The following is a 25085-nucleotide window of genomic DNA, read 5'->3' as shown; positions in this document are numbered from 1 at the left end:
ATTGTTGTTACTTTTTGTTATAAAAGCGAATTGACTTCGCAAATATTGTTTGGGTTTGATACCAAGTATCAAACCGCCCTACACATATTTGGTTTGTCGAAACAATGTTCAGTTTTCAAAGGTCTACTTAGTTAATTGACGAATCAATCAACTTAATAATCATATCATGTTACTGATTTGATGTCAACAAGAAGTTTGATTTAACAACGTTTCTCGTTGGTTGGCTATCACAGACGCAACAACTCATTAATCATATCATGTTATCAATTCGTTTGTCAACAAGCAATTTCAATGTTTTAAATTGGTCTAGCTTGTCGTTATGAATTGGCAACGGATATAACTATACCAAGCAGAGGGACCGTCGTCAACAAAAATCGTAAAATAATGGCATCTTTTTCAAAAGACGAATAACCCGTTTCGTTAACAGCATTTTCGCACGGTGCACCCGTGCGTTTCCTGATTTAAGTCTTATAATGGTTCGCCCTCTTTTTCAGCCTCGGCAGGACAATCGCCACTAAGGCCATCATAATCAGACCATCGCCCCCCACACAAACTAAATACAACCGTGAAAAGTCCTGTGATACGTCGATAACCAGTCCGCCCATCACAGGATCAATCGCTTTTCCTGATGAAGAAAATGTGTTGATCAGTCCTTGGTACCTACCTCCATTGCCAATTGTATATGCGGTAATCCATGCCGGCATCTCTGGCACATAGGTGGCTCCCCCCAAGGTCAGTGGCGTCATCGCTATGAATAGGATAGCAGTGCCTGTTGCACTACTTAATAGAAGAAACGAGCCCCAAATTACTCTCAATCCGATGATGATTTATACTGGCAAAGCCTTGACCCGACTGACTCTGAACATCGAGGATTGCACGGAAATCAAGAGGATCCTGTTGTACACCCACAAATGACTATATAAGCGAATACTCAAGCCCGATTCTGAATATAAACAGAAATAACTCATCCACCGCACATAGGTCCAACAACATCAATGTGAGACTCACGGGAACCAGTCTGCTTTTCACGATGCCTAATTTTATTTGCTTGACCGGTGCCTGTGACGCAACTACCGTCTTTCCAATACCTCGGGCTGGTTGTAACCAGTCATCCCGCATATTTGGCCCACAAACCGGTTGCCAACAAATAATACACAATCATTTATAGAAAGAAAATTGGCTTCAAACTGTGGCGAAATAGACTTCCAATACTTGTTGTCCCACGACCAGGTCCAGATTAATGAAGATGTAGAGGACATTGAAGACCCGCCCATGCCCCCACCGAAGATCATCAGGACGATGGGATAGGCCAACCGGCCATTCCAAAAGAATCCAACCACTGCGTCAAGGACCAAATTACCTAATTGGCCGAGCCCCACCTTTTGGCATGAAAGAGATCCGTCAAGACCCCACCGAGGTAACCACCCAACACGTTAAATCCCGAATAGGCCGCGAGAATCATGCCACTGATAACCAGCCTCAAGTTAAGATTATGATGTAGATAAATCGTTGTTAATGGCCACATCACACTATAGGCTGTGTTGACCAACAATCCCAGAAGTAATAGCGGCCACAGTGACCGGATCACCTTGTACATCCCAAGCGTCTCCTCACAATAACTATCAGTCCATCACGCTTCCCTAGCGCCCCGAAACCAACTAGTCAGAGAAAACGAGTCGATTGTTTAATAAAGCGTTTCCATTGTTGAGGCTTTCTGAATGTCATTTTCAATTTTCACTTTTTTCCTTATTTAACGGGCGATTTGGCTTGCTTATTGGCTTAAAATCAACTAAATTTAAAGGAGGTCTGGATTCACAGAACTTTTGAATCAATACTTAATAGGAGGACACAACATGGGTAACAGCAAAAATAATAATGCCGCACCGACCGATCTGAATGATCAGATGCAGGTTCGTCGGGATAAAATGAACAATTTACAAGAACAGGGCATCGCGCCTTTCGGTCACCGCTTTGATAGAACTGACGACAGTAAGTCACTCACTGAAAAATACGATAAGTATGACAAAGAAGAGTTGATGGAAGACAAACATTATGTTGCTGTTGCGGGTCGGATTACCGGTAAGCGTGGCAGCGGCAAAGCCGGCTTTATCGATTTGCTCGACAGAACTGGTGTCGTCCAAGGTTACGCCCGTCAAGACGAACTTGGCGAAGACAAGTATGCCCTCTACAAGACGTTAGACTTAGGGGATTTTATTGGGGCCAAGGGTTACGTCATCAAGACGAACACTGGTGCTTTAACCTTACGCTTCACTGACTTTGAATTCTTATCCAAGGCTTTACGGCCATTACCAGACAAGTATCACGGCTTGACGAACCCTGAAACCATTTATCGTCAACGCTACCTGGACTTGATTGCTAACCACGATAGCTTTGATCGGTTTATCAAGGTCACCCAAATCAAGAAGGCCATCCGGGAATATCTCGACAGCGAAGGCTACTTGGAGGTTGACACCCCCGTGCTTCAAACTGAAGCCGGTGGTGCTGAAGCACGGCCATTCGTAACCCATTCCAACGCTTTTGATATTCCTCTGTACTTGCGGATTGCCACTGAACTCTATCTCAAGCGTTTAATCGTTGGTGGGATGGAAAAGGTTTACGAATTAGGCAAGGACTTCCGGAACGAAGGAACCGACTTACGGCATAACCCTGAATTCAACATGGTTGAAGTTTATACGGCCTACGCGGACTACACCGACGTCATGGACCTGACGGAAAACATCTTCCGTCACGTGGCCAACAAGGTCAACGGTTCTGGAAAGTTGACTTACCAAGGTAAGGACATCGACCTCGACGCTGAATTCAAACGGGTTCACATGGTTGACGCCGTTAAAGACGCCACAGGTATCGACTTCTGGCAACCAATGTCTGACGATGACGCCCGGAAATTAGCTGAAGAAAACGGCATTCACTGCGAACCATACTGGAAAGTTGGTCACATCATCAACGCTATCTTCGAAGAAAAGGTTCAAGATAACCTGATTAATCCAACCTTTATCTACGGTCACCCCGTTGAAATCTCACCACTGGCTAAGAAGAACCCTAAGGATCCTCGGTTTACCGACCGCTTCGAGCTCTACATTAACGGTGATGAATTCGGGAACGCCTTTACTGAATTAAACGATCCAATCGACCAACGTCAACGTTTCGAAGCACAAGATACTGAACGGGCTGCTGGGAACGAAGAAGCCCATGGGATTGACTCTGACTATATCGAAGCTATGGAATACGGCATGCCGCCTACTGGTGGTCTGGGGATTGGTATCGATCGGATGACGATGTTGTTGACCGACTCTGCATCAATTCGCGATGTCATGCTCTTCCCAACTATGCGGCCAAACGCCTAATCCGAAAAGAGGCAATTGAATGAGAGTAAACCAATTAATAGCGCTCCTCCAGGAACACAACCTGTATCAGGGAACAACGCTATCTGATGACGTTGCCTTTGACGGGTTAGCCTATGACTCCCGCCAGGCCAGTGCCAATAGCCTCTTTGTTTGCAAAGGCTTTAACTTCTCCGTAGACTACCTTCACCAAGCCGTAGCCAACGGTGCCAGTTGCTATTTAGCAGAAAAGAACTACGACATTGCCACACCTGGAATCTTCGTGACCGACGTGCGTAAGGCCTTATCCTTGGCTGCGCAACTGTATTTTGGCTTTCCACAAAATGATCTCTTCGTCATCGGTTACACAGGGACCAAAGGTAAGACGACCTCTACGTATTTCACCAGAAATATCTTGGAACGGACTTTTCCTAAACAAGTTGCGATGTTCTCCACGATCAATCACATCTTGGGCCCTAAGCCGGAGGACCAATTCAAGGCTCACCTGACGACGGCGGAATCATTCGACATCTTCCGAGAAATGCGACAGGCCGTGACTAACGGCCAAAAGGTTTTGGTCATGGAAGTTGCCTCGCAGGCCTACCTGTTAGACCGCGTATACGGGTTGAAATTCAACGTGGGATTGTTCTTGAACATCTCACCCGATCACATCGGCGTCAACGAGCACCCGAACTTTGCCAACTATCTTTTCTGCAAAATGCAGTTAATGCTAAATTCAGATAACTGTATTATTGATGCAGATACCGACCATTTCAACGAGATCCTGGCAGCAGCGACGGTTTCAACGGCTCCCGATCACATCTTCACGTATGGCGTCGACCAGCCGAACGCAACGGTCTCACTCACGAGTGAGGAAGCGACGTTGACTGCCAGCAAGTTCCGGTTGACCGTCAATCAGGATACCGAAAAATTTGCCGATTTGGCAACAACCTACAGCGTCTCGGTTCCCGGCGACTTCAACCAGAGCAACGCCACAGCAGCGATTCTAGCCAGTGCCTTGGCTGGTGCTCACGTAACTGATATGCAAACGGGATTGGCAAACACCACCATTCCGGGGCGGATGGAAGTGCTGACCACTAAGCAACACGGAACGGTCTACATTGATTACGCCCACGACTGGGGTAGCATGAATGCCCTTCTCCACTTCTTACATGCACAATTCCCAGACCACCGAATCATGGCAGTCTTGGGGAGTACTGGTGATAAGGGTGAGGATCGGCGCGAAGGCTTTGCCAAAGCGTTGAATGATTACGCTAACGTCGCCTTCCTAACGACGGATGATCCGGGTCACGAAGACCCCATTGCCATTGCCAAAGAAATCGATAGCTATATCGACCACACCAAGGTTCAGACAACGATTATCCCACAACGAGAAGACGCTATCCATCACGCCATTGCAACGGCAACGAATGACGACCTCGTGATTCTTGCTGGCAAGGGCCAAGATGCTTATCAAAAAATAAACGGTGTCGATACCCCCTATGCCACAGATCCAGTCGTCGCACAGGAAGTCATCGATGAACTCGAAGTTTAATTGCTTGTGGTATCAAAAAAACGTCTAGGACGGATTGTCCTAGACGTTTTTTGTAACGCAATATCCTTTAAATTACCGTTTTTTACGACGATTACGCCGTTGTTTACGACTGTATTTTAAGTGTTTAGCAGGCCGCTTTTTGGTCAGTTGACGGTCCGTGGTGAACAATTCTCGTCCGGTCACGGGATGCGCATTCAAATAATCTCGTGTGAAGGCATCCACGGCATCATGATCATTGGCATCGATACCGGCTCGTCGCATTGCCGAAGCCAGTTCTTCATAGAAACTTTCAAGCTTGGGATTGTACATGGTGACTAGGGCCGTGTGATTTTTCGTGACCCACATCAGAAGCTCCTGAGACTGCTTCAACTGCTGTTGATCAGCCAAATAAGTGAACAGCGTCGTTAAAGCGAAGGGTACCAGATTGAACAATTCAGGTACGCGATCCTTTTCATCTAACAGATGGGTGAATGGCCCAAACATGATAGATGAGATGGCCTCGGCATCCCAGTCGACCGGCTGGAGCTGCTTACCCGTAATCATCAATTCTGCCGTAGTATGCACGATGGTGACGAAGCGCTGCCGATCCGCTGCACTTAAATTACTAACTTCTGGCTGCTTGCCCATGGCCGCTAACCAGTCTTCAACCAGTGCCACAACGCCCTCATAGGCTTGCTGTTCCTCAACAACTTCCGCATGCTTTTCTACCAATGCCGGCCGTGCTTGCTTTAATGCTAACAACAAATCCTGCAAGTTGGCGCTAGCTTGCGCCCTAAAGTAAGCCGTCAGCACTGGAATAACGGCGACATAGTAGACATGCGGTCGATCCACCAATGTCGGCAAAGCTGCCAAAGTACCACTAACCTGTTGGGCTGTCCAAGTGCCACTTCCTAAGTCAACGGTCGCACGAGCCTGCGTGATATCCTGTAGAATATCGGGTGCATACTTTTGCTGATTCGCGGATAACCGTGTTAGGTGCTCCGGGGTCAAGAACTCCGTGGGCGTCATTAGTTCGGGTGTTGCATCTGTCTCTTCCATAACTACAATTCCCCTATCTGTCTTGAATTCCACCTTCTATTATAAGCGATGACCGGCAGAATGGAAAATAACGGGTGTCTTTCGCCGAAAAGTGATGACTTAATTTCCATGAAGATCGACTATTGATAGTTAGATCGTTGACACTCATTGTGACACGCCAACATTAGTCCTAGTCTCAATAATCTTTAAGAAAAGGCGAAATCTCACCGTTTCCCGTCTAAATTCAAGACAAATTAGTTAAAGTCGGTTATATTTAAGGTTCGAAGACTTATCGGAAAAAGGAGCGCTCATTTACATGGCAGAAGAAGTTGTTATTGTTAGTGCGGCACGGACCCCCATCGGCAAGTTTGGCCGTGGTTTGCGGTCAGTTTCGGCCGTCACATTAGGTACCATTGCCGCCCAGGCTGCCGTTACCCGTAGCGGTCTCGACCCCGCCATGATTCAGCAAACCATCTTTGGCACGGTCTTGCAGGCTGGCCTTGGACAAAATGTTGCCCGCCAGATTGAACTTAACGTTGGCCTCCCTGTCACAAGTACAGCGATGACTATCAATCAGGTCTGTGGATCGAGCCTCAAGGCCATCCGCTTGGGTCAAACGGCGATTCTCATGGGAGATGCCGATGCCGTCTTGGTTGGCGGCACAGAAAGTATGAGTCAGGCCCCTTACCTCAATCACCAATCCCGTTGGGGCCACAAATTTGGCGATGTCTCGCTCACGGACAGTCTTATCCGCGATGGCCTCACTGACGCGTTTACCAATGTACCCATGGGAATCACCGCAGAAAATGTTGCGGAACGTTTCAACGTTAGTCGTGAGTCTCAAGACGCCTTCGCCTTAAACTCGCAACAAAAAGCCGTTTCCGCACAACAACACTTCCAATTCAACGACGAAATCGTTCCGGTTCCCGTTGGCGATGAGCTGATCACCCAAGACGAAGCCATCCGCTCTAACACCTCGCTGGAAAAATTAGCCGCGTTACCACCAGCATTTCGCGCCGATGGTACAGTGACTGCTGGTAACGCAGCCGGCCTCAACGATGGCGCGGCCGCAATGGTGCTGATGCGCAAGTCCACAGCGCAGGCCGCCAACATCCCTTATCTGGCAACACTCACCGGTTACCATGAGAATGGCATCGATCCCGATATCATGGGGTACGCACCAGTTTATGCCATTCAAGACGTTCTAGATCAGCACCACTTACGCGTTGATGATATCGACCGTTACGAGATTAACGAGGCGTTTGCGTCACAGTCTGTCGCGATTGCTCGGGACCTCAGGCTTCCCAGTGAAAAACTCAACGTGAATGGCGGAAGTATTGCCCTCGGCCATCCGCTTGGTGCATCCGGAACCCGCATCGTTGTAACCCTCCTGCACGAATTGCTTCACAGCGACCTGCACCGTGGTCTTGCCGCCATGTGTATCGGTGGTGGCATGGGTATCGCACTCCTTTTAGAACGCGATTGACCCGTTCTCTGGTATAATGAGGCCAACGACCTTAGAGAAAAGGAAGCGCGCCATGTTAACTACAGATTTCGACGTTAAACTTAAATTGATTATTTTAGCAGTAGTCGGCCTCTTGGCTTTGACCGGTGTGCTTGGCTACGTTTATCACCTGGACCACCACTTTAATCGCCGCCTATTGGGCGTTATTGCTGTCATGGTCATTTTGCTGTTTATCTTGATTTCACTGATTTTAATTCATCACTAATTTTCTAAAAAATCTTCACCACAATGGCCTTGGGTCGTTGCGGTGAAGATTTTTTTAGACTTTCAATTGTTTAGCAGGCACAGAAACCAAGGTTCCCGTGGTCAACAAATACAGATATTGCGCTGTGACCGATTGCCCCGTCATCTGCTGAATCGCTGCCGCATACAGATTAACCTGCCCACTGTAACGGTCAATAATCTTGGCAGTGCTCTGTTCAACGGCATTTAGATTGACGTGATCCGTCTTGTAATCGAAGAGAATGATACCACTCTCTGTTTGCAAGTAACCGTCGACAATTCCGTGGACCAAGACCTGCGAATCAGCTTCCTTGAAGTCTTGAAAGAGGCTCTTAGCTGGCATCAATAGAGAAAACGGCACTTCTCGTTGTAACGTCGTGGGGTGTGCAAGGATCTGCTGGCCAACCGGGGTGTTAAAGAACTGCAGAACCAAGTCCGCACGCACCTGCGCGGCTACTTCCGCCGTCAAAACGCGATCGGTAACCAGCTGCTCAATTTTGGCCTGAATCGTGGCGACCGTCGGTGTTTTCGTCACATCCAATTGTTGTAAGACCAAGTGAGTTGCCGTCCCAATTTCGGTTGGCAACGGTGCCCGAACGGTCTGTAGGAATTCGGGCCGAGCAAAATCATGTGTGACGAATCGCCGACCGCGTTGCCCATTACCCACTGGTTGATAGTCGCCAATCGTGGCGTTGTCGGGATCTTCGAACAACCGTTTTGCTTCCGAGACAGACTGATAGGCTGTGGTTTGTGTGGCTGCTTCATGGGGGTAGCTAAAGTCCATAACCTGCCGAATCGATTCACTCCCGGATACATTGCCTGTGGTCTTAGCTGCCACGGTACTGGCCTCCTTAAACCAATCGACCGTCGCCGCATTAACCGCTGGGGCTGAACCCAAATCATTGGCCGTCGCGAAGGTCACCTTGAAATCGGCTGGGTCTCCAGCCAGAGCGGGTAGCGCCTCGCTGGCCGATTGTGACTCATCCGCGAACTTTGCGTCACGAATCAAACACATGCCAATCCAATCCAAGTAATTTGCTGCAGTACTTTTCTCCCGCAGTGTGGCGTTTAAAACTAGATCGGGACTCTGGTAAGCTTGTTCCCAGACGCTCAGAGCCTCTTCCTTTGTCTTATGGGATCCCACAATATAAATCTGTGACTCTGCACGGGTCAGCGCCACGTAAAGTTTACGCATTTCTTCCGCCAAACTCGCACGTGAAATAGCTTGCGCCGTGACTAACTTCTGTAGACTAGGCGCTTTAATGCGACTGACCGGATCAAGGTAGTCGATACCGATTCCTTGTTTACCACTCATCACGTAGCTTCCCTGCTGATCCTGCCGGTTGAACTGCCGCGATGCATCCATGATAAAGACGACTGGAAATTCCAGTCCTTTACTCCCGTGAATGGTCATGACTGACACGGCATTCTCTGCGGCCTGCACCGGCGCCCCAGCCAAATCATCGTCCCGCTCTTGTAAACGTTCAACGAACCGGACAAATTGAAACAGTCCTTTAAAACTACTGTGTTCATAACTCTGTGCTCGCTCATACAACGCGTGGAGGTTAGCCTGCCGCTGTTCACCAGCTGGCATCCCCCCAACATAATCCAAGAACCCAGTATCCTGATAGATCTGCCAAATCAGCGTTACCAGTTGATTTTGCCGCGCAATATTGCGGAATCGTTCTAACTGTTCCAAAAAGTGACTAATTTTTTCATAAAGTGTCTGCTGAAAGTCACTAGCACTCGCCGCTGCATAGGTCTGCTGGTAGTGTAAAACAGCTTGATAGTAGTCCCCTGTCCGCTGATTAATTCGTAGAGCTGCCAGCTCATTCTCATTGAGCCCAACGATTGGCGAACGCAGAACCGCCGCCAGTGGAATATCTTGGTAGGGGTTATCAATGACTCGAAGAAGGGCCATCATAATTTGAATTTCTGTGGTCTTAAAGTAATTCTGCGCATCATTAACGACGACCGGAATTCCTAGCCGCCGCAACTCATCCGTAATGATTAGATTGTTCGTTCGCGTAGGGGTCAATAACGTCACATCACCGTACTTGATTGGTCGAATCTTACGGGCATCCCGGTCATAAATGGGTGTCTTCGCTGCAATCAGGTCTTGGATCTTCTTTCCGGCCAATAAGACCTCGCCCTGGTGCTTATTATCTACCTGAAAGGTAGCGTCCATCGGCTCCTGATCCGGCGAGTCGATAGGCTCATACGTCGGGTCAGCCTCATCTGACAAGTACACCAATAACTCAGCCGTACTCGTCATATTTTCAGGATAGTATGTTGCCCCGAATTTTAACTGCGCCGCTCCGGTATAGTCGATTTCACCCAATTCCCGGTCCATCAATTGTTTGAAGATCAGGTTCGTGAAATCATCAACATTTTTCATGGACCGAAAGTTCTCAGCCAAGACAATCAGCTTACCAGACTGCTGGTCAGCGGTGTAGCGATCGGTCTTGTCCATGAACAACGTCGGGTCAGCCTGCCGAAAGCGATAAATGGATTGTTTGACATCCCCAACCATGAACAAATTACCGGTAGGTGCCGGCCTAGCGATTGCCGTTAGAATTGCTTCCTGTAAGCCATTGGTATCCTGATATTCATCCACCATGATTTCAGCATACTGTTGGCGAAGTTGCGCCGCGACTTGCCGAGATTGGTCCGTATCACGCGTCAGAATTTCAAGTGCCGCATGCTCCACGTCAGCAAAATCCAAGACGTGGCGCCGTTGCTTCTCATCCGCATATGCATCCCGAAAGGCCGACACAGCCTGAGCCAATTCGCGTACCAACTCACCAGACCTTTGAATCGTGGTCATTGCCTGTTCTTCGGTCTGGATCAAATACCCCTTTTTCAACGTCTCTAGTTGCTTACGTGCCGGATCATAGTAGGTCGTCTTGAGGTGGTTATACACGCCATAATCTTCGTTGGTCTTGCGAACACTCGGCATCCGACCCCAATTAAAGTCTCTGACAGCCGTTCTCAGCGTATTCCAGCTTCCTTGATCCACACATTCCAAGGTGTTTCCCAAACTGCTGAGAACAGCCGTCAGATGGTCAGCTTGCTTGCTTAGATTGGCCTGCTCAGCCAGCTGCTGAGCGCTGGTCAAATCCGCTTGAATCTGTTGCAATTGCGCTGTGAACAACGGTTGCAACTGTTCGTGATAAAAACGCGTTGCGGTTAATTGATCGCTGTCTAGATGATATGGATTCGGTAATGCCGCTAGCCACGCCGCGGGGTCCGCGGTCGCATTGGCAAACGTATAGGTTCGCTGAACAAGTTCGGCCAAACCATCATCGTTACGGTCGCCAGAGAAGTTCTCCGTCAATCGGGCAAACAAGTTCTGTTCACCCTCCTTTGCCAGTGTCTCGCCCTCAGCATAGAGCTGCTCGCGAACGTCAGCCCAGACCTCGTCACGGAGTAAGGCGTTCTCCGTCTCATCAGCTAACAAACGAAATACAGGATCCATGTCGATCACGTAGTAGTAATGCTGTAAGATCCGCAGACAAAAGGCATCTAAGGTACTGATGTCAGCAACGGGCAACTGATTCAGCTGTCGCAAGTAGAACGACTGCCGTTCACTATCACCCTGACTCTTTGTTAATTCCTGACGTAACGCAGTCTGAATCCGTTCGCGCATTTCAGCCGCGGCCGCCTTCGTGAAGGTCACAATCAACACTTCATCGATACCGGTCCCAGCCTTGAGCTTTTCAATAACGCGTTGAACCAGAACACGCGTTTTACCGGAACCGGCCGAAGCCGACACCAGTAGATTATTCCCCGCCTCGTGAATCGCTTGGTCTTGGCTGGGCGTAAACTCAAATTTTGCCATCGGGATCCTCCTGTTCTAGTTGTTCCTTGATCCGCGTCATCACATCATCTTTTTTGAGTGGCTGCAAATCATGATAATTATTTTCCGTCAGTAAGGGATCAAACTGCATAATTGACTTGTATGGCGAATACTGTAGAGCCGTTTTGTTCTGTTCCCGTGTTGGGGACAAATCAATGTGACCATCAAAAATTTCCGTAGCCGCACGCTTGATCAACCCCTCCGTATGATGCAAGAGCAAATCCAGTTCATCTGGATTGACCAACATTTTGCTATAAGACGTGTAATTACCCTTAACACCACGCCGCAGACCACGAAAGAGTAATGAACTTCCGTGATAATCATCCGTCGCAAATAAAGAATCTAAGTTCGTCAACAAGTCGGGATCATCTAACAATAATCCTTGGTATTGTTCCGCCTTCAATAACGCCATTAATGGATCATCGTCCATCACGTCTACCGCCCGCAAAATCGGGTTTTGTAAGTGTAAATAGACCGCCCCAGCCAGTTCTGCACGTTGCGCATTCCCAGCCTCTCCGGCTAACAGCTCTGGCATATTTTTCTTCACAGCATCCAAGTACGTCAACATCTGCATGGCTTGACCATAATAGGCATCCTGGTAACTAAACTTATGCTCCGAACTCTTGTAATCCACGATGCCTAGGAATGTCTTGTCCTTGAGCTCTAGTGCATCCAACCGATCAATTCGGCCACGAACTGTCACCTGCCGCTGCTTACCGAGATCAAATGATAGGGCTGCCAGACCATCCTGATCGCCCAGACCAAATTGAACCTCCGTTCGTTTCGGCCGTAGCTTGGTTCGGCCACTCTGTTCTCGCAGTGTCTTCGCCATTTGTCGCATCGTTTTAATCAACTGCTGGCGAATATACAGCATCCGATGAGAGCTCTCCAAGATAGCAAACTGTGGATTGGTCGTCGTATCCAACACATCGTGAATAACCGCCGTTGTCAGCTCCTGCAGCTGTTGTTCATCGAGTTCGGCTAGATTTAGATTCTGTTGCTTGATCTGCTTCATCAGACCGTCCATAGTCGCGTGAAAGAATTCACCTGTGCTAGCCGGCGACAATTCAAAGACATCGCGCTCTTGTAGCCGTAGTCCATACTTTAAGAAGTAGGCATACGGGTTAGCATAGTATTCTTCTAGCTTAGAAATCGACGTACTGATTTTTTGACCGTACAGTTGCGTGACGATATCTGGTGTCAGCTGTTTTGGTACATTACGATAGCTCAAACTTCCCAGTAATTTTGTTGTTAAACCACCGTAGTTCACGTCATGACTGAGTTCATTGAGAACGTACAACCATGGCTGTGACAGCGGCTGCTCGCGTAATTGACTATCATGGCTTGCCTGCACAAGATGACGAAGCGTCGTGCGGCGCGTTCCCACAAACGGTAAAATATCGATCATTTCTGCCTTAGGGGTGGCCGGAGCCACAAGAATCGGTAGCCTAAAATATTGTCGAATACGTTCAACATATGGTGAAATTTGCAACCCGTTATGATCCTCATCGCTCGTAGTTGGATAGCTGAAAATCAACCGCTCACTACCACTCAAGAAGGCCAGATAATTGAGATAGGGTTCTCCTGCCAATTGCGTCGCCGCGTCATCACGCAGATAACTATCCTCATCCACCGCCTGTAACTGCTCACTCAAATCGCGGCGATCATTGTCCGCCAAAAGACTCGTCGGAATTTGGCTGTCCGGCATGTCATCGGCCGTCGCCCCCATGAGGAACGTGACCTTCCGATTATTGGCTTGGACAATCCCACTTTCAGTAATCGTGACTTGATCCAATGTCGATGGAATCTGACTAAATTTAGCACCCGCAAAACCGGATTGGAGCAACGCTTGAAAATCAGTTTGATTGAACGGCAACGCACCTAGAATACTATGACACTCGTCCAACATTTGGCAGAACGTTGCCCACGTTTGTTCTGGTTGCCCAGCACGCATCAAATCTCCAGCGGCAATGGCTTGATCGCGCCAAGCCATCAAGCGGGCACTGACCCCTGCCTGATCTAAAAATTGATAGATCACTGCAGCTGCATCCGTATAAGTTTTGGCAGCCTTTAACCGCGCAAAGAAGGGTGGGAGAGTGTGGGCAACGAACTGACGAATCAGATTGATTTGCGCCGTAATCTGGTCATCGTGTGACGTCTGTACCTGATCATCGCCAGCCGACAACCGCATGTAGACCCAATCCTTGGTCTGGGTCCAGCGATGTTGGCCTTCAAAACCATTCTTCAAGACAAAATTTTCCGTTAACGCAAGTGCTCGGCGATATGCAGGCAAGGCCATAGGTTCGCCAGCATCGTCTTGGGGTAAGAGTAATTCCGACTTCAACACCCGAAAGATATCGGCATATCGATAATTTCGTCGCTCGACATCGAATAGCGCATTAATCAATTCAACAAAGGGATGATCGGCCATTTGGACGTCAGCATCATCAAAATACGGAATTTCTTGCGCCTTAAATATCGGATCGATCACCGTCTGATAGTGATCTAAATGACGCGCCATAACCAAAAAGTCCTGATAGCGATACCGGCCACTAGCAACCATTTGCCGAATCTGCGTCGCCACTCGAGAGACTTCTACGTAACGATTGGCTGCTTGCACAATCTGGATATGAGTTGGCACCTGGACGACGGGCTGAGGCTTTGGGGTCATTGCATTTGACGCTTGCCAAAAGTTGTCTAAGGCCAACAACTCACTGGAAACTCGCGCCATTTGGGCATATTGGTCGGTTTGTACGGGAATCTGACTAGCACGCGCCACACTGTACAGCTGATGGTAGAGCTTCCCTGACTGAAAGAATAGCGACGTGTTATCCGGTAGCTTCTGTGGGTAGCCCTTATCCAAGTTCAGTGCGACAGTCACGCTGGCAGCCCGCTCAATTAAAGCTGCCGTCAGCTTACGTTCTTGTGCACTCAACTGTGAGAAACCCTCCAGATAAAAGTGCGCGTGCTTTAAATCAATTTTGGTGGCTAAAAAATCTGCTAGCTGATTCAACAGATCAGTGTTTTCCACATATTTACCCAGCATCTGTTGCTCAAAGGCTTCATAGATAATCATTAAGTCATGTAGCTTAGCCTGAAGATCTGCATTATTAGTGCTCAGTTGGCCAATCGCGCTCATCAAATCTGCAGCGGTAACTTGCCCCACCTTGAGCTCCGCCAATTGCGCTGTTAACTGGCTAACAAAACCTGGCCGATCGACCTCTCCACGAAAGATCGTCAACTCGTCAGCGTGACTCTGAATGATCTGATAGATCAGCATATTGAGACCAGCAGTCGAAATTCGGGGAATCTGATAAACGGGTTCATTCTTCATGAAGAACCAGGCCAACCGCGTAAATGAAAAGACCTGGACCTGCGTTTGCGCGAACAAAGCTTGATCTGGTGCTATTTTTTTCTTTAAATCAGTCAAGACATCAACTTCAGTTTCAAACTTAATATGATTAGGCACAATGTAATAGCACTGATCCGTGGGATGTGCTGTAACCTGTTGGGCCATCGCCGTCACCATAGGTTCTCGGTGATCCTGCCCTGCGCTACCTAAAATAAATTGCAAACTCATTTGCCGACCTCCTCATTAATTACGTCTACCGGTGCCATCCGTCATACTTGCAAGGCTTCGTGCATCAATCATTCTCATGATACACGGGTCAACAGACGCATGCTGACCAACCGATCTCACTATCTAACTTGATTATATTCTAGCATAAGCCATCGCAAAAGCGAACACATGTTTGCTATAAATTTCATTGTATTCTTGGTATTCCTTACAGATTAGTCGCCAACGTTGGCTGGGCGTGCTACACTAGGAATTAATATTAAAAAATGATGAGAAAGCAGGCTTTATTCCTATGGATGATAGTGAACAAATAAAAATTCTACAACAGTTGATTCAGATTAATTCCGTCAACGGTAACGAAGCTAAAGTAGCCACCTATCTTCAAAAGCTCTTTGCTACGCATGGTATCACCGCCAAACAGATTCCCTATGCCGATGGTCGTAGTAACCTCGTTGCCGAGATTGGTGATTCGGCAAGTGACAAGGTCTTCTCCCTCTCCGGTCACTTGGACACTGTCGCAACCGGCGATCCTGATGATTGGAAATTCGATCCTTTCAGTGCCCATATCGAAGGTCGGCGTCTATACGGCCGTGGTGCCGCTGACATGAAGAGTGGTCTGGCCGCCATGGTCATCACCTTTCTCACCCTTGCTGATCAAAAAACACCCCTAAACGGCCGGCTCCGCTTCATCGGAACTGTTGGCGAAGAAAATGGTGCCATGGGCTCACGGATGCTCACGGAACAAGGCTTAGCTGACGATCTCAGTGCCATGGTCATTGGCGAACCCACTGGTGGCAATATTGTTTATGCGCACAATGGCTCTCTTAACTATCACGTCTACTCTCAAGGGTTAGGCGTACACAGTTCCATGCCGGAAAAGGGGATCAATGCCGTCACGAACTTAGCCAAATTCATTACCGCTGAGGCGACTGCTTTCGACGATGCGCCGGTGAGTCCTGAACTCGGTCCACTGGTCCACAGCGTGACTGTCTTCAATGGTGGCGAGCAAGTCAATAGCATCCCCGCCAAAGCCGAACTTCAAGGCAATATCCGTCCCATTCCCGAATTCGATAACACTGCTGTTATCCAGCGTCTAAATGACGTTGTTGACCACCTCAACCAGGAAAAAGACGAACACCTCACACTTCACGTGGACTACAGTTTTAAACCAATTATCAGTCGTCAGGATTCACCCCTGGTCCAATTGACAAAGAAAATTGCTGATCAGGAATTTGGTCGTGACACGCAGTTACAAGTCATTCACGGAGCGACGGATGCTTCCGAATTTACCAAGTCGACCAATGACTTCCCTGTCATCGTTTATGGTGCTGGCGAATGGAATGAAGCCCACGCAACCAATGAGTTTGTGGACCTAGATCAGTTTCTACACGTCCAACACGTTTACCAACGACTCGCTCAAGAATTTTTAGCGTAAATTAAAACGATTGGTTCTGCGAAATTCGTGGAATCAATCGTTTTTTATTGGCTATTTCCCGACAGTCCGGTAATCGTGAGCACCAAAGTACTGTAGCCCTGGCAGGGCTTGATTATTCAACAATTGGCTAACAGTCACAAGTTTGTAGCCCTTGGCCTTTAACCGCTTGATGATGGTCGGTGCCGCTGCAACCGACTGCGAGTGGATGTCGTGCATTAAAATAATGTCGCCACCACGGGTATCCTTCATAACTTCATTGATATCTTTATTTTTATTCAGGTAAGACCAGTCACGAGAATCCACAGACCAGCGAATGATAGGTTGCTCAACAGCCCGTCCCTCAGCAGCTGTCACGTTTCCATATGGTGGCCGAACGTACTGTGGGAGTGTCCCCGTTGCTTGGTAAATTGCGCGGTTTGTTCGCGTAATCTGGCTGACAGTCTTTGCCGTCCCAATTCGGTTAAAGTCCGGGTGGTTCCATGAATGATTGCCCAGTTCATTACCACCAGCCAATACTGCCCGTGAAATCTGCGGGTACCGGCTGACATTTTCTCCTGTCTCAAAGAAGGTTGCGTGAACCTTGTACTTCTTCAAGGTCTTCAACAGACGTGGCGTGAGCGTCTTATCCGGTCCATCATCAAAAGTCAGTGCAACCATCTTGGTTGTCTTAACTGCCTTCGTCCGATTGGCTTTCGGCAAATAGTGATTCAACACTTTTCCTTTTAACTGTGTATAGGGAATTGTGACCTGTTTGACCTTAAACGAATTGGCTAGTAGATTCATCCGCAACCCCGAAGTCGTCAACGTAGCCTTCTTAGTCATATGTCTCGGCAGCTTAACTTTGTAGACTGCCGCAACCTTACTGCCCTTGGCATGTGTCTGCTTTAAGATCTGTTGTCGGGCCGCCTGCCGGATTGCCGCCAGCCGTTTAGGATTTTTATTCGTTAATTGACCAAACGTAACGGTCTTTGTCTGAGTTGTGGTCTTCGCCTGAACAGGTAAAGCGCCCATCCCCGTGATTAACGCCACTATCGCCATCAGTAACCCCGCCTGATGCCACTTTTCTTTTTTCATACCGATCCCTCCTCAAAAATTGCTCCCCTGAAGCTACCTTTATCTTACCAGTTTCGCTTAAGGATCGGCCGTAAAACGCCTTACAAATTTGAACATAAAAAGGGTAGCCTAACAGGATCGTTAAGCTACCTAATTCTGGTCGTCATCCGGGGGATTAACGGCCTGGTGATTTTCCTTTAGAACTTCGTTGGTATAGTATTCCAGATCGGTCAAGACGCTGCTATCGTTTGTTTGCTGTGCTGCCATATTTTCCGCAATTGCCCAGCGTGCCAGTGCATCCGTAATCGGCACGATGTCTTGGATAATCGTCATTTCAGAATCTTCAGCATGCTGCTCCTGAATCGCCCGAAAGCTTTCAATATCCGTAATGAGTCGTAAGGGCTTGCCCGTCTTTTTCTCAACGGACTGAAAAATAACGAAGTGTGCCCGTTGATTGGCCTCACCCATCCGCTCTCGAATCGCCTGTAATTGCTGACTATCTATATTTAATGCCAATGACTTCACCCCACTGACCCTATTTTAACAAACAATTGCCCGCAACAAACAATAATTTCAGGGGAAACTCAAAACTTTGCGAAAGATTTAGCAAATTGCCAATGACTGGTAATCATAGCCACCGTTAATCACGATCTGTGACGCAACCGTCGCAACTGTTTCACGTGAAACATGGCCGGCTGGGACTACTGCACCTTCCTTAATAATCTTGGGGGTCGTCTCTGGGTCAGTTGTTAGCGTGACGGGCCGCAAAATGGTATACGGAAATTCTGCTTCATCCACCAGTTTGGCCGCGTAACGCTGCTGGTTAAGGTACTCCTTGACATCCGTAATTCCCGGATAGTCGAGTTCACCCGTAACTTCTTGGTCAACGCCTGCCGTACTTAACATCACGAAACGCGTCAATTGCAACTGCTGATGGTATTGGGCATCGAAGAGCGCTTCAAATGCCAAATCCACATCCATACCCGTCAATGCTGAAAAGATAATCGGCTGGCCTTTTAAGACCTCTTGATAGGTTGCTTCCTTCGTCAAATCACCTGTAAACGCCGTTACTTGATCGGCTAAGTCTGCCGGTAATTGTTCCTTGGCAGTGTGGACAATTCGAACCGTACTGTCCACTTGTGCAGCCAACTGCCGCGCCACACTCTGTCCCAGTGCGGTTGCACCTACGATTACATAAGTTATTGTCATCTGTTATCCGCTCCTTTTTCTCTGCCTCCCAGTGTACCAGAAAGCCCCCAATCACCGATAGTCCATTGGCAAACTTCTCACGGCCGCTGGCCCTAATAATCCGGTATAATGGACGTGTAATACTGTGCAATATCTATCTATTTAGGAGGTAAACTGATGACACATAAAATGGTAACGATTGGTAAAAGCGACGTTCAGGCAACCCCACTTGGTCTAGGAACTAACGCGGTTGGCGGCTACAACTTGTTTCCAAATCTACGGGATATAGACGGTCTGAACCTAGTCAAGGCTGGTCTCGACAATGGCATTCAGCTTCTAGATACAGCCTTCGTCTACGGCTTAGGACATTCTGAAGAACTCGTTGGCCAAGCCATGCATGACTTTGACCGACATAGCTTTGCCCTGGCAACGAAGGGTGCCCAAGACTTCTCCACTGGTGAACAGGTCATTAACAACGATCCTGACTTTCTGACGCAACAGGTTGATGCCAGCTTAAAGCGCTTGAATACGGACTACCTTGACATCTACTACATTCACTTTCCGGATAAACAAACCCCCAAGGCTGAAGCAGTTGGCGCGCTCCAACGCTTACGTGAGCAAGGAAAGATCCGAGCTATTGGGGTCTCAAACTTTAGCCTCGATCAGGTCAAAGATGCTAACGCTGACGGTTATGTCGATGTCGTTGAAGATGAATTTAGCTTACTTCACCAGGACCACGAAGCCGATTTGATGCCCTATCTCAAGGACCACCAGATTAGCTTTGTACCCTACTTCCCCTTGGCTTCTGGTTTGTTGACTGGTAAATACGATGGCGACGTTTCATTCCCAGCAGATGATATTCGTAGCCAGATTAGTGACTTCCAGCAACCCCGGTATGGACAGGCACTACAGGCACTGACCACCGTCAAGCCAATTGCGGCCGCACATCAGGCGACGGTTGCCCAAACAATTCTGGCTTGGTATATGCAAAACCCATTGATCAGCGTCGTTATCCCCGGAGCTAAACGTGCCGATCAGGTTGCGGCCAACGCACAGTCTCTGACTGTAACGCTGACTGCCACTGAATACCAGGCAATCGACACTGCCTTTGCGGGCTTCAAGACTACCGCAAATGGCAAGTCCCTTGCAGACCCAGACTAAAGCCAAATTCATCTATCACGTTAAGCAGCGTATTGAGCGCTGTTTTTTATTTTACGAACTTTATTTTTATAATTTAATTTCTAATTCGTGATTGCTTTCATATTAAATAAATGTTAAGCTCTTCTAGTAGTGATCTGAGAGAAAAACACGAACTATATTCATCAACGTTCGTGTTCTACTAAGTTTTAAGGGAGCGCATAAGATGCAGAGAATTGCCAAGTTTTTTCAGTTTGAAGAATTAGGAACCAACTATAAAACAGAAATTTTAGCCGGAATCACAACGTTTGTGTCGATGGCTTACATCCTGTTCGTTAACCCACAAGTCTTGGGAGCTTCTGGGATCAGCCAGGGGGCGGTCTTCACCGCCACGGCTTTCGCTTCCGCATTTGGTTGTGCTCTGATGGGCATTCTCGCCAATTATCCCATCGCAATCTCCGCTAGCCTGGGGATTAACGCCTTCTTTGCTTATTCCGTGGTTATTGGCATGAAAGTGCCTTGGGAAACAGCTTTGGCCGGTGTATTCGTGGCTTCTATTCTATTTATGATCTTAACAGCTTTCAAGCTGCGGGAAAGAGTGGTTGACGCCATTCCGCGAGACCTCAAGATGGCGATTAGTGCCGGAATTGGTCTATTTATTGCCTTTATTGGCTTGAGTCAGGGGGGCCTAGTTGCCGCAGATAAATCAACCGTCGTTACTCTGGGTTCCTTACAGGTCGGCAGTACTTGGTTGACGATCTTTGGTCTGTTAGTAACGTTAGTCTTAATGAGTGCTAAGGTCCCAGGCGCGATCTTTATCGGGATGGTGGCTAACTCAATTTTGGGCTTAATCACAGGTTTGATTCCAATGCCAGCCCACATTGTTGCCGGAATTCCTAGTATTAGCTCAACCTTCATGGTGGGCCTGACTCACGTTGGTAGCATCAACTCTCTACAGTTAGTTGTTGTCGTTCTGACGTTCTTATTGGTGACCTTCTTCGATACGACGGGAACGTTAGTCGGTTTAGCCGAACAAGCCGGTCTCGTTAAAAACAACAAGATCCCCCGTATTGGTAAGGCTCTGATGGCCGATTCTACCACAATGGTTGCCGGATCCTTGCTTGGAACTTCCCCAATGGGCGCTTTCGTCGAATCTTCCGCCGGAATCGCTGTCGGTGGTCGTTCCGGCTTCACAGCTATCGTCACGGCCGTCCTCTTTATTCTCGGTGCCTTCTTCTCCCCACTGCTGGCCGTGGTGACCAACCAGGTTACCGCACCAGCCCTGATTATTGTGGGGGTCTTGATGGCCCAGTCTCTGAAGAGCATTCACTGGGAAAAGTTCGAAGTCGCGGCACCAGCCTTCCTGATTGTCTTGGGGATGCCCTTGACCTACAGCATCTCAGATGGGATTGCTTTGGGATTCATCACCTACCCATTGACGATGATTGCCGCGAAGCGCGGTAAGGAAGTTGGACCCATGATGTATGGCTTAGCTATCGTCTTCATCCTCTTCCTTTGGATTTTAAATGCTGATTAACACGAAGCACGTGACTCCCATTAAACATGGGACACGTGCTTTTTTCCAATAATCTTTTCACTCAAGATCAGAAAACGCGTTCACTCCCTAACGGAAATGAACGCGTTTTGTCTGTCTCTAGCATTATAACCCGGGTTAATACGCGACTATTCTAAAATTTCCCGGGTTGTTTTTAGTGACGATGTTGCGGATGACGCCACCAATGCCAGCTACCAGCAACAACCAGGACGATACTGCCAATCAAGGTCAACCAGCACCCCATAATAAATCCAGGTGTGTGATAGGTCAGCTGAATGTGGTGTTCCCCAGCTGGCAGACGGGCCCCAACAAAGCCATCGTTAACGACTTGTGTCTCAGTTGTCCGCCCGTCAACCTTCAACTGCCAGCCCTTGGTGTATGGAATTGACGTGGTCAGAACACTGGCCCGCGTCGTCGTCAGGTTCCCAGTTACGCGATTAGCACTAACAGTTGTGTTCTTCAGGCCCCGCTGCTGAGCGGCATGAACCTGTCGATCATAGGATTGGCTATACGGCATGGCGATGAGCTTGACGGCTTTGAAATCAATCCGACGGGTTGCATTAAACGTCACGTCAATCGTCTGTCGCCGTTGCTTTGAATAGCCTAAGTTCAATAAGACTTGATGTTTCGGCTCATAGTCCGACAGATTATCAACACCAAACTGAGAAAAGCTATTCGTTTCATTACGTGTCTTGACTTTAACCCAGTAATCCCCCATATCCGGATTCTGGACCGCATCTCGCCAATCATTAAGTTTTGTCAGATTTGAGCGCGGTGTATTGCCTAAAATACTAGTGTTATCCTGATCCTGCAACTGTTGAGCCGTCGTCAAGCGTTTAGCACTAATACCGTCCAAAGCCAGATACAGCTCCGTTCCTTGCGCCTGCTTAGGCCGCTTCAAGGTTAACGTATACTTGATTTGATTTCCTTGAACATCACTCGTCAGTTGGCGTAACCCATGTTGATTGGCGGTAACCGTATCCTGAAGAATCTGTTGGTTAGCCGTCAGCACTTGATCCAACTGCGTACGATGTTGATTCAATTGGACCTGACCAGCATACTTCTGCTCATCCTTTTGACTAATCAAGCCATTTTGATCAACGGTCAATTTAGGACTAGTTATCGAACTCCCATAATTATCTAGCTGTTTGTCATTGAGGCCCTTCTTTTGTCCAGCCAACGCTTGTTGCAACCGATACTGAACTACCTTATTAGGACTATCAATAACCGGTACAATATCTGGTGTCACGGAATAATCCAGCGTTCGGGCCGGCGAATGATACCTAGCAGTTTTAAGCCCCACCATTTTGGTCTGGGTCATAGCTGCCTGTGTTAAACTACGCTCACGATTGACCGCAGAAAGGCGGTCCCACTGCTTTGCTGTTAACGCTTGGGGCTGTGTGTAAACCAAAGGAAGGTTAAGGCTTGTAGTTAGCCGCTGCGTTCCCACACCATTAGACAACCCGTAGACGGTCTGCTCTGGATAAACCTTTTTCTCAGCATGATACCCATATGGCAAGGCTGCATGATCGGTCACCTGATCTTCTCGAGCAAAGATGGTTTTAACACCTAACAAATGATTCAGAGATGAGCGATCATCTCCCTGACCGATTGGTGAATTCATCGTGTATTCTGAATTTTGAATATCTTGGCTAAATTGACCCACTGCGCCATTTTGAACCGAAAAATAGGACATGAGACCGGGTAGTCCATGCGCCATCGCCATATTATTTCCAACGGTTCGCAGTAAGTTAAAGTTCGATGTTGTATTGCTCCGGGAGAAGGTCTTCTCTCGCTGTACAGCACGATCCGCACCATCATAATAATCCCGAATATAAGCTGTGGCATCACCCTTGCGCAACTGTTGTGTGGCCTGTAAGCTGGCGTTGGGGTCATAATAGCCCCACGCATTATTGATTAAATTCAAGCTTAACAAAATACCAATCAACGTCATCGTTAACCGTGCGGGTTGTTGGATGCTTCCTAATAAAATCGCCACCGTTGCCAGAAACAACCCATAGGTAATGAGATTCCGAGCCGGATTACTAAAAATCAGGCCATTGCTAAGGTACACAACGGCTAGAAGCCCGGCGGCACTCCCACCAAGCCACCAACGATCTAATTGTGACAGTTGCGTCGCATGGTCCAATAGCACCATCGTCGCTAAGCCTACAGGAATCGTCACAAGTAATAACCACCGATTAGAAGGTGTCGAGAACACGTTAAAGAAGGCAGCGACTGCCGGGAAAATCAGGCCAATGACAACTAAGACTAGCGTCCCCGCTAACGGTCGATATTGCCGCCAATGAACGAGAGTATACACACATCCTAGAAAGGCAATCCCGGTCATTCCAAAGATTGCCCAGTAACTCAGCGAATTTCCCGTTGTGAGGACCGTATTTCCTAATTTGAGATAATAACTCGCAGGATACAACCACAAGCCATTAGCGAAACTGCTGCCTGTTCTGGTAGATCCCAACATCATGATGATCGAAGGTACCAACAGAATACCAGCTAACAACAATCCCGATACCGCAGCGGCACTCAATCGGCCGATAGTGGGCCGTAACTTCACTCGGAGTTGTCCCTGCTCTTTTAAACTCAAGTAACGAATAACGGCATAAATTAAGCTGCCCAACCCCAATATGTAAGCGAAATAAAAGTTACTCAAGACCGTCAGTCCGGTTATGGCCCCCAGAAAAGCCCATCCTTTGCCGTGCAACACACGGTCAATCCCTAGAAATAACAGGGGTAACCAAATCATGGGAAGAATGAAGAAGGGGTGATGCACGCCAATCATGAGAGAGTATCCGGCAAACGCATACGTCAAGGCCCCTAGTAACCGACTGAACGGTTTAAACGTATAGCAGCGAGTAAATGCCAAGAAGGCTAGACCCGACGCATACAGCCGCAGAATAACAAACCAGCCATACCCCGCTTCAATTAAATGGGTTGGCAGTAATGCCAATAAATAAGCAAAGGGATCCCCCAACACATAATAGGCTAAGGTTGTGAGTTTATCCGCACCCAAGCCAAAGGTCCACGACCAACCTGTAACACCGGCCAGCCCCGATTTTGTCAGTAAGCGGTGAAGCTCCAACATTAAAGGATAATGCTGGGTCACACCATCCATATTCCAAATCAACGTACGATTAGCCATCATAAAGACACCAAAGCTAAACGCCGCAATCACCATAAAAGCCGCAGAGTATAAAAGCCACAACGGCCACCGGTGGTGTGCGATTTCCATGATGAGACCTCCAGTGAATTTCTAAAATACGGGTTCTAAATGAAACGCTATATCTCCAATTTACAAAGTCAGACTCGAAGTGTCAATCTTTCTCGCGAAACAATACGGCATTGTAATGTTTCATGTGGAACAAGCACTTTATCCATACGTCACACACCCTACTCCTAGTTTTAGCAAATTATGATGAAAAACCTCTGGGATTCGCCGATATGGGTGAATCTTCAGAGGTCTTTCATATATTTAGCTAAAGGTTGAAAGTTAAAAAGTACAGTAAAAGCCCGACGCGTCGGGCTTTTACTGTACAAAAATAGACATGGATTGCTCCACGAGTATAATTGAGTCGACTAAAAAACAATATACAAGGAGAATTC

The 25085-nt window shown here is 47.9% G+C and carries 16 protein-coding genes; 7 read left to right on the top strand and 9 right to left on the bottom strand.

From position 1 onward, the window contains the following. Nucleotides 1-461: 461 nt before the first annotated feature. Both ACKTSF_RS12680 and ACKTSF_RS12675 read right to left on the bottom strand, forming a co-directional pair. The gene (locus ACKTSF_RS12680) at nucleotides 462-704 is read right to left on the bottom strand and encodes a hypothetical protein (RefSeq protein ID WP_407889974.1); all 243 of its coding nucleotides are present in this window, start codon (nucleotides 702-704) and stop codon (nucleotides 462-464) included. A gap of 656 nt (nucleotides 705-1360) precedes the next feature. Next, nucleotides 1361-1597 carry a hypothetical protein gene (locus ACKTSF_RS12675; protein WP_407889972.1) on the bottom strand — a complete coding sequence of 79 codons (237 nt, stop codon included), beginning with the start codon at nucleotides 1595-1597 and terminating at the stop codon, nucleotides 1361-1363. Nucleotides 1598-1853: 256 nt separating this feature from the next. On the opposite strand from ACKTSF_RS12675, the gene lysS reads away from it, so the two are divergent. Together lysS and ACKTSF_RS12665 are read left to right on the top strand one after the other, a co-directional pair. Then, nucleotides 1854-3365 (top strand): lysine--tRNA ligase, encoded by a 1512-nt coding sequence (gene lysS / locus ACKTSF_RS12670; RefSeq protein ID WP_407889970.1) that lies wholly within the window; start codon nucleotides 1854-1856, stop codon nucleotides 3363-3365. Nucleotides 3366-3384: 19 nt separating this feature from the next. Next, nucleotides 3385-4896, top strand: coding sequence for a UDP-N-acetylmuramoyl-L-alanyl-D-glutamate--2,6-diaminopimelate ligase (locus ACKTSF_RS12665; protein WP_407889968.1), 1512 nt, complete (start codon nucleotides 3385-3387; stop codon nucleotides 4894-4896). A 72-nt stretch (nucleotides 4897-4968) separates the two neighbouring features. Here ACKTSF_RS12665 and ACKTSF_RS12660 read toward each other — a convergent pair whose 3' ends face one another. Further along, on the bottom strand, nucleotides 4969-5934 hold the full coding sequence (locus ACKTSF_RS12660; RefSeq protein WP_407889966.1) for a hypothetical protein: 966 nt from the start codon (nucleotides 5932-5934) through the stop codon (nucleotides 4969-4971). A 295-nt stretch (nucleotides 5935-6229) separates the two neighbouring features. Here ACKTSF_RS12660 and ACKTSF_RS12655 point away from each other — a divergent pair, with 295 nt between their 5' ends. Next, nucleotides 6230-7399, top strand: a complete 1170-nt coding sequence (locus ACKTSF_RS12655) for a thiolase family protein (protein WP_407889964.1) — start codon at nucleotides 6230-6232, stop codon at nucleotides 7397-7399. Between the two features lie 52 nt (nucleotides 7400-7451). Beyond that, nucleotides 7452-7643: a hypothetical protein gene (locus ACKTSF_RS12650; RefSeq protein ID WP_407889962.1), complete on the top strand. Its 192-nt coding sequence runs from the start codon at nucleotides 7452-7454 to the stop codon at nucleotides 7641-7643. Nucleotides 7644-7697: 54 nt separating this feature from the next. Here ACKTSF_RS12650 and addA read toward each other — a convergent pair whose 3' ends face one another. Together addA and ACKTSF_RS12640 are read right to left on the bottom strand one after the other, a co-directional pair. After that, on the bottom strand, nucleotides 7698-11501 hold the full coding sequence (gene addA, locus ACKTSF_RS12645; RefSeq protein ID WP_407889960.1) for a helicase-exonuclease AddAB subunit AddA: 3804 nt from the start codon (nucleotides 11499-11501) through the stop codon (nucleotides 7698-7700). Then, nucleotides 11488-15099 carry a PD-(D/E)XK nuclease family protein gene (locus ACKTSF_RS12640; protein WP_407889958.1) on the bottom strand — a complete coding sequence of 1204 codons (3612 nt, stop codon included), beginning with the start codon at nucleotides 15097-15099 and terminating at the stop codon, nucleotides 11488-11490. Before ACKTSF_RS12640 ends, addA begins: the two co-directional genes overlap by 14 nt. A 289-nt stretch (nucleotides 15100-15388) precedes the next feature. On the opposite strand from ACKTSF_RS12640, the gene ACKTSF_RS12635 reads away from it, so the two are divergent. Beyond that, nucleotides 15389-16531 (top strand): ArgE/DapE family deacylase, encoded by a 1143-nt coding sequence (locus tag ACKTSF_RS12635; protein ID WP_407889957.1) that lies wholly within the window; start codon nucleotides 15389-15391, stop codon nucleotides 16529-16531. A 51-nt stretch (nucleotides 16532-16582) separates the two neighbouring features. Here the strand turns inward: ACKTSF_RS12635 and ACKTSF_RS12630 are convergent, their stop codons facing one another. From ACKTSF_RS12630 to ACKTSF_RS12620, 3 genes are all read right to left on the bottom strand, one after another. Next, nucleotides 16583-17605, bottom strand: coding sequence for a polysaccharide deacetylase family protein (locus tag ACKTSF_RS12630; RefSeq protein ID WP_407889955.1), 1023 nt, complete (start codon nucleotides 17603-17605; stop codon nucleotides 16583-16585). Nucleotides 17606-17734: 129 nt separating this feature from the next. Further along, the gene (locus ACKTSF_RS12625; protein WP_407889953.1) at nucleotides 17735-18109 is read right to left on the bottom strand and encodes a hypothetical protein; all 375 of its coding nucleotides are present in this window, start codon (nucleotides 18107-18109) and stop codon (nucleotides 17735-17737) included. Between the two features lie 78 nt (nucleotides 18110-18187). Next, complete coding sequence (locus ACKTSF_RS12620) at nucleotides 18188-18793, bottom strand: SDR family oxidoreductase (protein ID WP_407889951.1); 606 nt, start codon at nucleotides 18791-18793, stop codon at nucleotides 18188-18190. A gap of 156 nt (nucleotides 18794-18949) precedes the next feature. Between ACKTSF_RS12620 and ACKTSF_RS12615 the strand changes: the two genes are divergently transcribed. Then, nucleotides 18950-19933 (top strand): aldo/keto reductase, encoded by a 984-nt coding sequence (locus ACKTSF_RS12615; protein ID WP_407889949.1) that lies wholly within the window; start codon nucleotides 18950-18952, stop codon nucleotides 19931-19933. Between the two features lie 202 nt (nucleotides 19934-20135). After that, nucleotides 20136-21446, top strand: coding sequence for an NCS2 family permease (locus ACKTSF_RS12610; protein WP_407889947.1), 1311 nt, complete (start codon nucleotides 20136-20138; stop codon nucleotides 21444-21446). A 172-nt stretch (nucleotides 21447-21618) separates the two neighbouring features. Here ACKTSF_RS12610 and ACKTSF_RS12605 read toward each other — a convergent pair whose 3' ends face one another. Continuing rightward, nucleotides 21619-24714: a YfhO family protein gene (locus ACKTSF_RS12605; RefSeq protein WP_407889945.1), complete on the bottom strand. Its 3096-nt coding sequence runs from the start codon at nucleotides 24712-24714 to the stop codon at nucleotides 21619-21621. Nucleotides 24715-25085 lie beyond the last annotated feature (371 nt).

Origin of the sequence: Levilactobacillus muriae (genome assembly GCF_045862015.1) — a bacterium.
Classification (GTDB): domain Bacteria; phylum Bacillota; class Bacilli; order Lactobacillales; family Lactobacillaceae; genus Levilactobacillus; species Levilactobacillus muriae.
Note: the sequence above shows the minus strand (reverse complement) of the source record. Positions and strands in the feature narration are given on the sequence as shown.

Coding starts and splice junctions, on each gene's coding strand:
- ACKTSF_RS12655 (WP_407889964.1), top strand. CDS start 6,230: ATGGCAGAAGAAGTTGTTATTGTTAGTGCGGCACGGACCCCCATCGGC.
- ACKTSF_RS12635 (WP_407889957.1), top strand. CDS start 15,389: ATGGATGATAGTGAACAAATAAAAATTCTACAACAGTTGATTCAGATT.
- ACKTSF_RS12630 (WP_407889955.1), bottom strand. CDS start 17,605: ATGAAAAAAGAAAAGTGGCATCAGGCGGGGTTACTGATGGCGATAGTG.
- ACKTSF_RS12660 (WP_407889966.1), bottom strand. CDS start 5,934: ATGGAAGAGACAGATGCAACACCCGAACTAATGACGCCCACGGAGTTC.
- ACKTSF_RS12640 (WP_407889958.1), bottom strand. CDS start 15,099: ATGAGTTTGCAATTTATTTTAGGTAGCGCAGGGCAGGATCACCGAGAA.
- ACKTSF_RS12680 (WP_407889974.1), bottom strand. CDS start 704: ATGCCGGCATGGATTACCGCATATACAATTGGCAATGGAGGTAGGTAC.
- lysS (WP_407889970.1), top strand. CDS start 1,854: ATGGGTAACAGCAAAAATAATAATGCCGCACCGACCGATCTGAATGAT.
- ACKTSF_RS12615 (WP_407889949.1), top strand. CDS start 18,950: ATGACACATAAAATGGTAACGATTGGTAAAAGCGACGTTCAGGCAACC.
- ACKTSF_RS12665 (WP_407889968.1), top strand. CDS start 3,385: ATGAGAGTAAACCAATTAATAGCGCTCCTCCAGGAACACAACCTGTAT.
- ACKTSF_RS12650 (WP_407889962.1), top strand. CDS start 7,452: ATGTTAACTACAGATTTCGACGTTAAACTTAAATTGATTATTTTAGCA.
- addA (WP_407889960.1), bottom strand. CDS start 11,501: ATGGCAAAATTTGAGTTTACGCCCAGCCAAGACCAAGCGATTCACGAG.
- ACKTSF_RS12620 (WP_407889951.1), bottom strand. CDS start 18,793: ATGACAATAACTTATGTAATCGTAGGTGCAACCGCACTGGGACAGAGT.
- ACKTSF_RS12605 (WP_407889945.1), bottom strand. CDS start 24,714: ATGGAAATCGCACACCACCGGTGGCCGTTGTGGCTTTTATACTCTGCG.
- ACKTSF_RS12675 (WP_407889972.1), bottom strand. CDS start 1,597: ATGTACAAGGTGATCCGGTCACTGTGGCCGCTATTACTTCTGGGATTG.
- ACKTSF_RS12610 (WP_407889947.1), top strand. CDS start 20,136: ATGCAGAGAATTGCCAAGTTTTTTCAGTTTGAAGAATTAGGAACCAAC.